Genomic DNA, 13,187 nt, shown 5'->3' with positions numbered 1-13,187 from the left:
TCGACACGGCGCGGCGAGTGGGGCGAAAAGTTTCTCCGGCCCGGTTCAGCCCAGCAGCGACGGGTGCGGCTCGGGAGGCGCGCCGAGCTCGTCGCGCCGGCTGAGCGGAACCGTGCCGTCCACGTCGGTGACCCCGAGCCGGGCGCCGAGCTCGGCGCCGATGAGCGTGCGGCCCGAGTAGCCCATCAGGTCGGGCGACGCGTAGAGCGCGGCGATCACGCGGCCGGTGAACTGCGGCGACTCGCGCAGGCCGGTCCGGGCGGCCGGCGGGAGTGTCGCGAGGTGGGCCTCGGCGCGTTCGGTGCGCAGGCCGCCCATCCAGATCGAGACGGCCGCGACGTGGTGCGGACGCAGGTCTTTCGCCATGTCGGCCGCCATCTTGTCCGCGCCCGCCTTCTGCGCGCCGTAGGCCGGGCCCTGGTGGTAGGAGACGGCGCCGTAGTGACCGGTGTGGACGATCAGGCCGCGGCCGTTGGCCAGCAGCAGCGGCGCGGCGTGGTGGGCGGCGACGAAATGCGAACGCAGGCCGACGGTGATCAGGTCGGCCGCCTCGACCGGGTTGGCCCAGAACCCGCCGGGCCGCATCGGCTCGGCGACCTTCGCGGCGTTGTTCACGAGGATGTCGAGCCGTCCGCGCTCCCGGGCGACGCGGGCGAACAGCGCGGCGACGGCCTCGTCGTCGGCGTGGTCCACGACCACGGGCACGCCGGTGCCGCCGGCTTCGTCGATCAGGGCCGCGGTGTCGGCGACCGTGCCGCCGTGGGGCGAGTCGCCGGGGTTCGCGCTGCGGCCGGTGACGTAGACGGTGGCGCCGGTCGCGCCCAGCGCCAGGGCGATGCCCTTGCCGGCGCCGCGGCTCGCGCCGGTGACCACGGCGATCACGGGAGCCATGGGATCTCCTCTCCATCCGGACGTCGTGTCCATTTCCTGCCACCGACGATATGGACACCGCGTCCGGTTGTCACGGTGATAGCGGACACCGCGTCCGGATACACTCGGGACGTGACCGGTCCCGCGAAACCCCGGCGCGCCGATGCGCGCCGCAACTACGACGTGCTCCTCGAAGCTGCGAAAGACGTCTTCGCGCGCCTGGGCACCGACGCGCCGCTGGAGGTCGTCGCGCAGGAAGCGGGAGTCGGCCGCGGCACGCTGTACCGGCATTTCCCGTCGCGCGAGCACGTGTTCGCCGCGATCATGCGCGACAGCGCGGACCTGCTCGACGCGCGCGCCCGCGAACTGCTCGACGCGCCCGACGGCGCCGCCCGGCTCCCGGAGTGGCTGCGGCTCTACGACCGCGCCGCGACCGAGTACCCGGGCCTGAGCGGGCACGTCGGCGACGGGCTGGCCGACGACGGCTCCCCGGTCGCCACCACGTGCGCGCCGATGAAGGCGAGCTTCGCCGCGTTGCTCGACCGCGCCCGCGCCGAGGGCCACGTGCGGCCCGACGTGACGGCGACTCAGGTGCTCACCCTCGTCGGCGCTCTGCCGAAGGACCCGGCGACGGGCCGCACCGCCGAGCCCTACCTCGACGTCGTGCTGGAGGGGCTCCGCATCACCACGTGACGGGCAGCTCGTACACGCCGTACACGGAACCGTTGTGCTTGAAGGGAATCTCGTCCAGGTCCGCCGCGAGGGCGAGCGTGGGGACGCGCCGGTAGAGCGTGTTGTAGACGACCTGCAGCTCCACGCGCGCGAGCGGCTGCCCGAGGCACTGGTGCACGCCGAAGCCGAACGCCACGTGGCGGCGCGAGTCAGGACGGCGCACGTCGAGCCCGTCGGGGTCCGGGAACACGCTCTCGTCGCGGTTGGCGATGTCGTTGGCCATGATCAGGCCTTCGCCCGCGTGGATCGTCTCACCGGCGATCTCGATGTCCTCGATCGCCACGCGGCGGCGGCCGTTGTGCGTGATCGTGAGGTAGCGCAACAGTTCCTCGACCGCGCCGGCGATCACGGCCGGGTCGTCGGTCTCGCGGACCAGGGCGAGCTGGTCCGGGTGGCGCAGCAGCGTCAGCGTGCCGAGCGCGATCATGTTGGCCGTGGTCTCGTGGCCCGCGATCAGCAGCAGCACACCCATCTGCGCGGCCTCGGCGCGGGTGAGCTCGCCGGCCTCGACGCGGTCGGCGAGCCCGGACAGCAGGTCGTCCTGCCGGCGGGCGAGCTTCTCCCCCATGAGGTCGTCGAGGTACCCCAGCAGCGCGCGGTGCCCGGCGGCGCGTTCGGCCGGATCGGCGTCGCGCTTGATGATGACCTTGCTGTTGGTCTGGAAGAAGTCGTGGTCGCGGTAGGGCACGCCGAGCAGCTCGCAGATCACCAGCGAGGGCACCGGCAGCGCGAACGCCTCCACGAGGTCCACCGGGTTCGGCCCGGCGAGCATCGCGTCGAGCGAGTCGTCCACGATCTTCTGCACCGCCGGGCGCAGCGCCTCGATCCGCCGCACCGTGAACGGCGCCGTCACCATCCGGCGCAACCGCGCGTGCTCCGGGTTGTCCATCAGGATGAAACTGATCGCCGACCCGCCCGGAGGCAACGGCGCGGGGCTCGGGTAGCCGGGCCGCGTGATGTCGGCGCTCACCCTGGCGTCCGCCAGCAGCGCCCGCTGGTCCGCGTACCGCGTCACCAGCCACGGAGTGCTGCCGTCCCACAGCCGCACCCGCGCCAGCGGCCCGGCCTCCTGCAACTCGCGCGCCCGCGGCGGCGGATCGAACGGGCATCCGGCCGCCCGGGCCATCGGGAACTCGGGCACCTCGTCGGCGCCCGGGGTGGCCTGGTCCAGCGTGCTCGTCATGCGTTCCTCCGCGGCGGGGTGGGTGGTTGTCGGTCCGAAGTGGACGGTGGCCCGCTTCGGTGTGACGTCAGCGGGCATCAGGTGCCGGCACCGTGGCAGGGGCGAGCCAGAGGCCGACGATGGCGTCGACGAGGCCCGTGCCGGCGGTGGGCCAGTCGGGGCGCGGGGTGGGGCCGGCTTCGGCGAGAGCGCGTTCGCGTTCGGCGCAGGTGTGGACCATCAGCAGGCGCGCCATGGCGTCGCGCTCGGCGCGGGCGGCGGGACTGAGGTGGGGCAGGCAGGTGTCGAGGCCGTGGAGGATGCGGTGCAGCGCCGGCGCGCTCAGCGCCTCCTCGATCATGATCCCGCGCAGCGCCGGGTCGGTCATCACCTGCGCGGCGAAGCGCGCGAACCACGTCGGCGCGCGCAGGGCGGCCAGGTGGTCGGTGACCGGCCGCACCAGGCACTCGACCCAGTCGCGCACGCCGGCGTCCTCGGGAACCCGCGCGACCATGCGCGTCCGGATCTCCTCGATGCCCCCGGCGTGCTTGCGGGCGATCGCGCGCACGAGGTCGGCTTTCGTGCCGAAGTGGTAGCCCACGGCCGCGTTGTTGCCCTGCCCCGCGGCCTCGCTGATCTGCCGGTTCGACACCGCGTACACGCCGTGCTCGGCGAACAGCCGCTCGGCCGTGGCGAGGATCCGCTCCCGCGTCGCCTCGGCGCGGACCGCCTTCCCGATCACTCCGGCCACGGTTGCTCCTCCCCGCGTCGTGCCTGCGGTTCGTGATCAGTCAACCGGATCTTCGCGAGTTAAGTCAAGTGCTTGACTTGAACCCTGCCGCCTCGACCGGCGGGGAGATCACGCCGCGACGGGGTACTGGTTCTGGAAGTCCAGCCGATGATCGGCGCCGGCCGCCAGGTGCTCGAGTTGCTCGTCGAGCTTCAGGAACGTCTGCCACGGCTGCTCGCCGGTGGCCTCGGCGAGCCGGTCGACGACGAGCTGTTCCAGGTCCGGGACCCGTTTCGCTTTCCAGACCTTGTCGGCCAGGCTGACCAGCAGGTCGTCGAGCTCGTTGCCGGGCCGGTCCCAGCTGCCGTGCGTCCGCGCGAACCGCGCCAGGCGCTGGTCGATGTTCTCGGCGAGCAGCAGGTGGTAGCCGGCTTCCTCGTGGTCCGAGCCGGGCTCGGACAGTTCCCGAGGGTGGGCGATCTTGCCGATGTCGTGGGTCGCCGCGCCGAACAGCACCGCGGCCCGGTCGAAACCGACCACCGGGTAGGACCGCAGGAGCCAGGCGGTCAGGTCCGAAGCCACGTCGTGCACCGCGCGCAGGTGGGCGGCCAATCGCCCGGGCGCGGCCAGCGAAGTCAGCAGCCGCGCGGCCTCCGGAGGCAGGGCCCGGACGGGTGGGTCGCCGGGTTCGGTCAGAGCTCGGTGAAGCGCGTCGGAGGCCACGAAACCAGGGTAATCCGGGGCGCCCGCCCACGTTCCCGCCGGAGTAGCGTCGCACTGCGCGAGCACCAGCACGACAGGGAGGACCCGGCGTGACGCCGATCGACGCCACCTTCAGTCTCGTCGACCACCACGGCAGGGCCGTGACCGAGCGGGACTACCGGGGCAAGTGGGTCACGGTCTTCTTCGGCTTCACCCACTGCCGCATGGTGTGCCCGCGGGCGCTCGGGCGCCTGGACGCCGCGTTGGCCGCGCTGGGGCCGCTGGCGGACAAGATCCAGCCGCTGTACATCACCGTCGATCCGGAGCGCGACAGTGCCGAGGTGATGCGCGTGTACCTCGAAGGCGACCACCCGCGCTTCACCGGCCTCACCGGCTCGCCCGAGCAGATCGAGCGGGCCAAGCGCGCCTTCCGGGTTTTCGCGCGCCGCAAGGACGATCCCGAGGACCCCGACGGCTACGCGGTGCCGCACACGGCCATCACCTACGTGCTCGATCCCGACGGCGCCTACGCGACGCACCTCACCGACGGGCTCGACGACGCGACGTTCACCGACCGACTGCGGGCGGCCGTCTCGTGAACACCGGTTGCCGGGGCCGCCTCGCGGACAGGCCCCGGCAACCGGGAGTCAGCTCAGCCTGGCCGGCACGTTGTACGCCTCCACCGACAGCCGCGGGGACTTGACGGAGCGCCGCGGCGCGACCGTGACCGTGCGGGACTCCCCTGGCAGCAGCCAGAAGTAGTTGTCGCCGTAGATCGTCGGCAGCACGCGGTCCTTGCCGTTGTTCTCGCGCAGCGACAGCCGCACCATCGCGGCCACGGTCTTGCCCGTGTTGCGGATCGTCGCGGTGTAACCGTCCTTGCCCGCCGGGCGAAGGCTCGTCGACAGCTGCGTGCGCCCGAGCTGGTTGAGCGCGCGCATCGCCGTGTCCGCCTGGTAGCGCCAGTAGGTGTTCTCCGAGACGACGGCGCCGTGCGAGTCCGTCATCGTCAGGCGCAGCAGGTGCAGCGCCGGCAGGTCCGCGCCGAACGGCACCGTGAACGCGGCCGTGCCCGAGATCGGGGCCACGTCGACCTTCTGCGTCTGCGCCGCGCCCAGCGGCTTGCCGTCGAGCCCGTGCAGCTGCGCGGTGACGGTCATGCCGCTCATGGCGTCGGGGGTGTGGTTGATCGCGCGCACCTGCCAGGTCGTGAGATCCGCCTGCACGTGGCGGGCCTCGCAGCCCTTGCGGGAGCCGTAGTAGCTGCCGTTCACGTCGAGGTCGTAGTCGTAGGTCTGCCACACCGTGCTGTGCCAGGCCGGGTGCGACATCCACAGCAGCACGCCGGTGGCGTCGTTCCACAGCTTCGAGTTCCACGCCTCGAAGATCGCGCGCATGCTCTCGAAGTTCACGAACTGCGCCTTGCGGCAGAACTCCTCCAGGCTCGACGAGGGCGCGAGCCGCGCGTCGATCGCCGCGAGGTAGGTCTGCGGCGACTGGTTGCCCTGCGTGGACCAGTCGTGCAGAAACCACGGCGCGCCGATCGGCCAGCCTGGGTCGCCGTCACCGACGAGGTTGCGCATGCTCTCCACCACGGACACGGTGGGAATGCCGATCTCGCTCCAGAACCCGGCCTTGCCGCCCGTCGCCTCACCCGTGAAGTACTGCTTCGGGTCGAGCCAGCGGTACGGGCCGTCGCCGGTGATCACGCCGCCGGCGGAGTTGCTCTGGTACAACAGGTCCGTGTTCTCCGTGACGATCGCGCGCAGCGCCTGGTCGATCACGGCCGGCGGGGTGCCCTCGTTGCAGCCGAACCACACCGCGACCGACGGGTGGGAGCGGTAGCGCAGCACGGTGTCCTTGGCCTGGGCCAGGAAGATGTCGTGGTTGGCCGGGTCGGTGGAGAACCCGTCCCAGAACTCCGTCCACACGAGGATTCCGTACCGGTCGCACGCCTCGAACAGCTCTTCGCGGTAGGAGGAGCCGATCCAGTTGCGCAGCATGGTGAAGTTCATGTCGCGGTGCATCGCCACGACGTTGTCCACGCGCTCCGGCGGCATCCGGCGCAGCAGCTCGTCCCAGCCCCAGCTGCCGCCGCGGCAGAACACCTTGACCCCGTTGACGATGAACGTCAGTGGCTTCGCGGAGTTGTCCACCGACGTCACGTCGGTCCAGCTGTCGCCGTCGGCCGAGACCTGGATGCGGAACGTCTGCGCGTACGCGGTTTCCCACGCCAGCACGACGCGGTCGAACGACGTCGTGGCGCCGAGGTCGACCTGCAGCCACTGGTTGTCGGCGTACTCCGAGGTCCAGCGGGTCTTCGGGTCGCCGTCGAACGCGTTCTGCGGCGGATTGCCGTCGGCGACCGTGGAGCTGGTGCCCGTCTTGCCCTGGGCCAGGTCGGTGCCGGCGTTCGCACTGTCCACCACGGACATCGTCCAGAGCGAGAACCCCCAGCCGGTGGCGCGTTTGTCGCACTGCACCCGGACGTAGCGCGCCTGCTGGGGCGCGAGGTCCACGGTCTGGGAGGCGACACCGTCGACGGGCACGATCGGCTGGTCGTAGGTGTAGGTGATCTGGCGGATGCCGAACTTGAGGCTCTTGCGGTCGCTCACCGCGGAGCCGATGGCCGCGGTCACCGTGAGATCGTGCAGCGTCGCGTCGCCGTAGCCGTTGGGCCACCACAGCTTCGGGTTCTTGATCCGCAGCTGCGGGAAATCGGACGGCGCGAAGACGGCCGCGCCCTCCGCACCCGGCGCGACGGTGACGGTGCTCGACACCGAGATCCCGTCGAACGCCGCGGTGACCTTCACGCGCTGGGCCACCGAACCGGCGTTGCGGACGGGGACCGTGATGGTCACCTCCGCGACGTCGGTCGCGGGCAGGTTGGGCAGTTTCGTGTCCACGCGGGCGTCGCCCACCACGATCGCGCCGGTCGAGCGCAGCCGGACGTGGTTCCAGATGCCGGACGCGCGGTCGCGCACCGCGGGCATCCAGTCCCAGCCGGACACCGCGACGAGCGTGGGCGAGTTCGCGAACATCGTGCCGCCCGCGTCCACGAAGGACTGCCCGGCCGGGCCCTTGTCGCCCGGGCTGCCGGGAAACGGCATCGGCGCGATCTTCACCGCGACGTTCTGGTCGCCGGTGCGGCGCAGCGCCGCCGTGACGTCGAGGGCGGCCCGGCCGAACGGGTGCGCCAGGTTGCCGACGTGGGCGCCGTTGAGCCAGATGTCGGCCTCGTGGTTGACGCCGTCGAACTCGAGCCACACGTGCCGGCCCGCCGAGGTGTCGAGGCCGCGCGGCACGGAGAACGTGCGGCGGTACCACCAGGAGTGCCGCGAAAGGGCCTCGGGGATGTGCATGTTGCCCATGCCCTTGACCGGGTCGGGCAGCTGCCCCTGCTCCACGAGCGAGCCGAGCACCGTGCCCGGCACGGACGCCGGCAGCCAGCCGCGCGTGTCGACCGCGGTGCCGGACAGGACGGCGCCGTCGGTGCTCGGCGCCCAGTCCTGCATGGTGAGGACCCAGCCGGACTCCAGCGGCACGGAGCCGTCGGCGGCCACCGCCAGCGCCGGCGGGTTGTCGTGGCCGCGCACGGGGAACGACGTCCAGCCGCGCACGGCCGGTCGGTTGTCGCGGGTGGTGCCGTAGACCTGGAACCCGTTGAGCCCCAACGGGTTAGTGGTCGACCCGGCGGAGCTCGTGAGGCGGACCCAGCGCGCGGCGACGGCCGGCTTCAGCGGGATGGTCACCACGCCGCCGGTGCCCTGCGCGGTGCTGTAGACGGTGCGCCAGGCCTTGCCGTCCTGGGAGACGTCGAGGTCGAACACGGTCGCGTAGCTCGACTGGACCTCGGTGCCCTTGGTGTTGCTGCGCGAGGCGGCCGGGTCGAACGCAGGGTCGCCCGGGCGGGCCTCGAACGTGAGCACCACGGAGTCGACCTGGCAGCGGCCCTGCAGGTCCACGATGATCCACTGCGAGCCGCTCCCGGCCGCGCGCCAGCCGGAGCCCTGCACGCCGACCTGCGCGAGGCCGTCCACCGCGAACTCGGCCGGGGTGGCCGCGTAGTCGGTGGAGGACACCTGCACCGGGCGGAACAGCGCCAGGTCGGTCGAGCTGTGCCCGTCGGCGACCGCGGGGGAAGCGGGCGCCGCCGAGGCCACGCCCGGCAGCACCGCCGTCAGGCCGAACCCGGCCAGCAACCCGGTGCCGGCGGCCAGCACGCCCCGGCGCGACAGTGCCGAATCCGCGCCCGGCGCGCCGCTCTGGTCCAACGTCATGGGATCTCCCGGTCTCGAGACAAAACCCGTCCTCGTGACGCGGGGACCGCAGGCGTCGACGTCGACGGGTGACAACGTTGCCAGGAAGCTTCCCGGCCGCTCACCCGCCCGTCAAGAAGACAAGAGAGACAAGAATCGGCCGAGATGACATCGATGTCGGACGCCGGGAGGGCGCCGCCGGTCAAGAACCGCAAGGGAAGCCGAGGTGCCCGGTTTGTCCGGCCGGGCGCGTCCGGGTGGATCGGACGCGCCCGGCCGGACGGGTCAGCGCACGAGCACCGCGTCGCCGATCGGGCGCTCGCCCGTGGCGTCCGACGGGTGGTTCACGAGCTGTCCCGCGACGGCCATCGCGGTGGAGCCACCGCCGTCGAGGTTGAGCGCGTCGACCGCGCCGAGGCTGCGCATCAGCTGCGCGCCTTCCTCGATCGTGACGCCTTCGCTGACGCCGGGCTGCCGGCCGTCGACCGTCACGAGCAGCAAGCGGCCCTGCGCGTCGAGCCCGGCCATCGTGCGCGGCTGGCGCTGCTCGGCCCAGGCGTACCCGAACGACAGGTCCTTCGGGTCGAGCACACCCTCGGTGGCGGCGTCGATGGCCTGGCGGCCGTTGCGCAGCAGCATCGGCGCCGCGCTGACGATGCCGTCGCCCGCGCGGAGGTCGACCGGCCGGCCCGACGCGGTGCGCACGCGCTCGTCGACGGTCAGCTTGCGGCCGGCGACGGCGTGGGCGGTGAGCCAGCCGGCGGCCGCGCCGATGCCCTGCACGGCGGAACCGCCGGCGGGCACCGCGCCACCACGCGCGCCCACGGTGAGCACACGGCCGTCGCGGCCGAGGGTGACCTGCGTGCCCGGGCCGGCCGGCAGGGCGGCGCCGAACTCGCCGGTGAAGAGCACGAGGTCGTCGGCTGTGGTGCAGGTGAAGTCCTGCCGGGGCTTCGTGGTCGGCGTCAGGCCGGGCCGGCCGCAGTCGCGCACGACACCGGGCTTGCGGTTCACGCCTTCGACCGGGTGGGTCGCCGCGCCGGAGCCCAGGGTCACCGTGGACGTCACGTTCTCGATGGACACGTCGCCGCGGCGGCCGAGCACCAGCGCCGCGCGGGCGCCGGACGACTGCGACTCGAGCTTGCCGTCGTAGGCGGCGAGCCCGGCGGGCACGCCCTGGAACCCGTCGGCGTCGGCGGTCACGAAGAACCCGCCGTTCACGGCCACCAGCGCGCCCGTCTTCGCCGCGATCGACGACGTGGTTTCCCGCTGCGCCACCGTGCCGTCGTGCGTCGCCTCGATGCTGCCGTGGAAGCGGTCGCGGTCGATCACGGCGACGTGGACGCGTTCGGCGTCGGGCGCCTGGTCGGCGTCGTAGCCCGTCCACTCCGCCACGGCGCTGAACCCGGCCGCCTTCAGCGTCGTCGCCGCAGCGGTGGCCGCGGCCTGCGCCGGGTAGGAGCCGGTGCGCACGCGCACGCCCTCGACGCCGTGCGGGGTGTCGGAGAAACCGGGCCAGCGGACGGTGTCCTGCCGCGCCGGGTCGCCCGCCGCGGCCAGCTTGGCGGCGGTGTCGCGCGCCCAGGCCGCCGTGCCGAGCTCGGCCGTCGTCGCGGCGCCGGTGAGGATGTTCCGGGCCGGCGCGGTGATCGTGACCGTCCAGAACGGAGGGTGGGCCGTGCGGCTCAGCACGCCGGTGAGGACGGTGACGCCCGGCGCGACCACGTCGGTGGTCCAGGTGTAGCCGGCGGGACCGGGCACCGACGCGTCGGCGGCCGGCGTGACCACCGCCGCCGTCCCTGCGACGACGACGGCTGCCGCGAGCACGCGCCGGGCGCGTGACGAGGTGAACACTGTGGGTTTCTCCCTTGCCTCAAGCGGATCCGGGTGAGTCCACCCGGCGCCGTCGACCCGGACCTGTCCGGCGGCTGGAGCGGCGGTGAACTCTGCCGAACCGGATACGTACGTAGTTTCTCCGTAGGACTTCCGATGTGCGGGCCGCGCCGAGCCGCGAGTCTTGAAGGACAAGAAGCACCACCGACACGGAGGTCCCCATGGCGATCGACTCGCTTCGCCAGCCGTGCCCGGTCTGCTTCCGGTCCACCGTCCTCATCAGCCACTGGTGGGGCCGGCAGTGGACGCACGTCGGCACCTGGCGCCCCGGCTGCGAGCCGGCCGGGCGCGACCGGGAGGCGTTGCACTCCCCCGCACCGGACACCAGACCGCCCGCATCGGATCTGGCTGCCTGAAAGAAAAGCGCCCCCGCGGAAAGGAGGTCCTCACTCTCGCCCCCGATCGAGTGAGCCGACCCGCCGAACCCCCGTACCCGCGCCGCACCGTGGTACGGGGTTCGGTGCTGCCCGGATAAAACGGAACAACCTGACATCGGCCACCGCGAGACGTACTCTCACAACTCGTGGAGGTGGTCTCGATGGGGACGCTGCCCGCAGAGCTGACCAGCTTCATCGGCCGGCAGCGCGAACTGGTCGAGGTCCGCAGACTGCTGTCCGCGGGACGGCTCGTCACGCTCACCGGGGCCGGCGGCGTCGGCAAGACCCGACTCGCCCTCCGCGTCGCCGACCAGGTGGCACACACGTTCCCCGACGACGTCTGGCTGATCGAGCTGGGCGACCTCCACGATCCCGCGCTGCTCGCCCAGACGGTCGGCGCGGCGTTCGGGATCCGCGACGCCGACGAGGACCCGCCGCGCCGGCTCGCCGAGTACCTGCGCGACAAGAGCCCGCTGCTGGTGCTCGACTGCTGCGAACACCTCGTCGAGGCGTGCGCACGGCTCGCGCGCGACCTCCTCGCCGCGGCGCCGGACCTCCGGATCCTCGCCACCAGCAGGCACGTGCTGGGTGTCCAGGGCGAACACGTGTACGCCGTGGCGCCGCTGGCGGTGCCGGAAGTCCACGACCTCGCCGGTGCCGTCGGGCTCGACGCGGTGACGCTGTTCACCGAACGCGCAACCGCCGTGTCCAGCCGGTTCGCCCTCGACAGCCACAACTGGTCCATCGTCGTCGAGGTGTGCCGCCGGCTCGACGGGCTGCCGCTGGCGCTCGAGCTGGCCGCCGTGTGGCTGCGCACCCTGGCGATCGACGAGCTCCTGGACCGGCTCGACGACACTTTCCAGCTGCTGAGCCCCAACCCGGTCGCGCCGCAACGGCAGAAGTCGCTGATGAGCACGATCGACTGGAGCTACCTGCTGTGCACACCGCGTCAGCGGGTGCTGTGGACGCGTCTCGCGGTGTTCACCGGCGGGTTGCACCTCGCGGCGGCCGAGGAGGTGTGCTCCGGAGACGGCATCGACCCCGGCGACGTGCTCGGCCTGGTGGCGGGGCTCGTGGACAAGTCCATCGTGCAGACCTCGGCCGACCGGGCGCCGACCCGCTTCCGCCTCCTGACGACGATCCGCGAGTACGGCCGGCAGAAGCTGGCCGAGGCGGGCGGCGAAGCAGCGATGCGCAACCGGCACAGCGAGTACTTCCAGCGCCTGGCCCAGCGCGCCCAGACCGACTGGGACTCCGGAGCCGACCAGGTCGAGGTGTACGCGACGGTGCTGCGCGACCACGCGAACCTGCGCACCGCGCTCGATCACGACCTGGGCACCCCCGCTCGGTACGCGGCCGGCCTCGACCTGGTGGTGACCCTGCACTTCTTCTGGCTGCAGTGCGGCCACCTCACCGAAGGCCGGCTGTGGCTCGCGCGGGCGCTCGACGTGAACCCCGAACCGAGCCGCGACCGCGCTCGGGCGCTGTGGATCAGCGCGTACGCCGCCTGTCTCATGGGCGAACCCCGCGCCGCGCTGCCGCTGATCCGTGAAGCCGAGGACTGGGGCCGCCGCAACGGCGACGAGGTCGTGCTCGGCTACACGGAAATGCTGACGGCGGCGTGCCACTTCCTGGAAGGAGATTTCCCGACGGCCACCACGGTGTTCCGGAAAGCCCACGACCGCTTCGCTGGCATCCCCGGCTACACCAGCATCAAAGTGCTCAGCCTGGGCACGGTGGCGCAGTCCGAGGCGTGGGGTGGTGACCCGGCGACAGCCGTGGCCGTCGCGGAGGAGGGGCTGGCCGCGTGCGAATCGACCGGTGAGCTGCGCGCCCGCACGCACCTGCTGTACTCGCGTTCGCTCGCGCAATGGATGCTCGGCGAGCACGACGCGGCGGAAACGGGGCTGCTGCGCGGAATTCGCACGGCGCGCCTGTTCAACGACATCCTCAATGCGGCGCTGTCGGTGGAGCTGCTGTCGTGGACCGCAGCCGCAACCGGCCGGACGGAGCTCGCGGCCGAGCGCCTCGGGGTGGCCCACCGCGTGTGGCCGCTGACCGGCGGCAAGGCGATGCTCGGGATGCGCCGTCTGCTCGACCAGCACGCGGCGTGTGAACAGGCGGTCCGCGAATCCCTCGGGAACGCCCGGTATCGCACGGCGTTCAAGCGTGGCGCCGAGGCTTCGACGAATTTCGAGGCCGCCCTCGCCCACCTGCTCGGTGAGACCGTCGCCCCTCCCGCGCCGGTCGCGCCCGTCCGGGACACCTCGGAGCCCGAGCTCACGAGCCGCGAGCTCGAGGTGGCCGAGCTCGTCGCCGAGGGGCTGACCAACAAGGAGATCGCGCAACGGCTGGTGATCAGCCGCCGCACGGTCGAGTCCCATGTGGACCACATCCTCGGCAAGCTGGGCTTCAGCTCGCGCAGCCGGATCCCGGCGTGGCTCGCGCAACGGCGCGGCTGA

The 13,187-nt window shown here is 72.4% G+C and carries 10 protein-coding genes; 4 read left to right on the top strand and 6 right to left on the bottom strand.

Translation table 11 applies throughout. The annotated features are described in order from the left end of the window. Positions 1–45: 45 nt before the first annotated feature. A complete protein-coding gene (locus tag ACFY1H_RS07230; protein WP_386945234.1) occupies positions 46–891 on the bottom strand; it encodes an SDR family NAD(P)-dependent oxidoreductase in 846 nt (281 codons plus the stop codon). 111 nt (positions 892–1,002) lie between these two features. Here ACFY1H_RS07230 and ACFY1H_RS07225 point away from each other — a divergent pair, with 111 nt between their 5' ends. Continuing rightward, positions 1,003–1,563 carry a TetR/AcrR family transcriptional regulator gene (locus ACFY1H_RS07225; RefSeq protein ID WP_386945232.1) on the top strand — a complete coding sequence of 187 codons (561 nt, stop codon included), beginning with the start codon at positions 1,003–1,005 and terminating at the stop codon, positions 1,561–1,563. Here ACFY1H_RS07225 and ACFY1H_RS07220 read toward each other — a convergent pair. The 3 genes from ACFY1H_RS07220 to ACFY1H_RS07210 form a co-directional block, all read right to left on the bottom strand. Next, positions 1,553–2,785, bottom strand: a complete 1,233-nt coding sequence (locus tag ACFY1H_RS07220) for a cytochrome P450 (protein WP_386945230.1) — start codon at positions 2,783–2,785, stop codon at positions 1,553–1,555. The two genes, ACFY1H_RS07225 and ACFY1H_RS07220, sit on opposite strands and share 11 nt — an antisense overlap. Before the next feature lie 67 nt (positions 2,786–2,852). Next, a complete protein-coding gene (locus tag ACFY1H_RS07215) occupies positions 2,853–3,515 on the bottom strand; it encodes a TetR/AcrR family transcriptional regulator (RefSeq protein WP_386945228.1) in 663 nt (220 codons plus the stop codon). 108 nt (positions 3,516–3,623) lie between these two features. Then, the gene (locus tag ACFY1H_RS07210; protein ID WP_386945226.1) at positions 3,624–4,217 is read right to left on the bottom strand and encodes an HD domain-containing protein; all 594 of its coding nucleotides are present in this window, start codon (positions 4,215–4,217) and stop codon (positions 3,624–3,626) included. Between the two features lie 89 nt (positions 4,218–4,306). On the opposite strand from ACFY1H_RS07210, the gene ACFY1H_RS07205 reads away from it, so the two are divergent. Then, entirely contained in the window at positions 4,307–4,795 is a 489-nt protein-coding gene (locus tag ACFY1H_RS07205) for an SCO family protein (protein ID WP_366576493.1), read from the top strand. A gap of 48 nt (positions 4,796–4,843) precedes the next feature. Here the strand turns inward: ACFY1H_RS07205 and ACFY1H_RS07200 are convergent, their stop codons facing one another. Together ACFY1H_RS07200 and ACFY1H_RS07195 are read right to left on the bottom strand one after the other, a co-directional pair. Then, on the bottom strand, positions 4,844–8,476 hold the full coding sequence (locus tag ACFY1H_RS07200; protein ID WP_386945224.1) for a discoidin domain-containing protein: 3,633 nt from the start codon (positions 8,474–8,476) through the stop codon (positions 4,844–4,846). Between the two features lie 264 nt (positions 8,477–8,740). Further along, positions 8,741–10,309, bottom strand: a complete 1,569-nt coding sequence (locus ACFY1H_RS07195; RefSeq protein WP_366576497.1) for a phosphodiester glycosidase family protein — start codon at positions 10,307–10,309, stop codon at positions 8,741–8,743. Between the two features lie 200 nt (positions 10,310–10,509). Here ACFY1H_RS07195 and ACFY1H_RS07190 point away from each other — a divergent pair, with 200 nt between their 5' ends. Further along, positions 10,510–10,704 (top strand): hypothetical protein, encoded by a 195-nt coding sequence (locus ACFY1H_RS07190; RefSeq protein ID WP_366576499.1) that lies wholly within the window; start codon positions 10,510–10,512, stop codon positions 10,702–10,704. A gap of 182 nt (positions 10,705–10,886) precedes the next feature. Beyond that, positions 10,887–13,187: an ATP-binding protein gene (locus ACFY1H_RS07185; protein WP_386945222.1), complete on the top strand. Its 2,301-nt coding sequence runs from the start codon at positions 10,887–10,889 to the stop codon at positions 13,185–13,187.

Origin of the sequence: Amycolatopsis sp. NPDC001319 (assembly GCF_042896185.1) — a bacterium.
Taxonomy (GTDB): Bacteria; Actinomycetota; Actinomycetes; order Mycobacteriales; family Pseudonocardiaceae; genus Amycolatopsis.
Note: the sequence above shows the minus strand (reverse complement) of the source record. Positions and strands in the feature narration are given on the sequence as shown.

Bases quoted from the DNA above. Each gene is read 5' to 3' on its own strand.
- ACFY1H_RS07185 (WP_386945222.1), top strand. From the start codon at position 10,887: ATGGGGACGCTGCCCGCAGAGCTGACCAGCTTCATCGGCCGGCAGCGC.
- ACFY1H_RS07190 (WP_366576499.1), top strand. From the start codon at position 10,510: ATGGCGATCGACTCGCTTCGCCAGCCGTGCCCGGTCTGCTTCCGGTCC.
- ACFY1H_RS07200 (WP_386945224.1), bottom strand. From the start codon at position 8,476: ATGACGTTGGACCAGAGCGGCGCGCCGGGCGCGGATTCGGCACTGTCG.
- ACFY1H_RS07220 (WP_386945230.1), bottom strand. From the start codon at position 2,785: ATGACGAGCACGCTGGACCAGGCCACCCCGGGCGCCGACGAGGTGCCC.
- ACFY1H_RS07230 (WP_386945234.1), bottom strand. From the start codon at position 891: ATGGCTCCCGTGATCGCCGTGGTCACCGGCGCGAGCCGCGGCGCCGGC.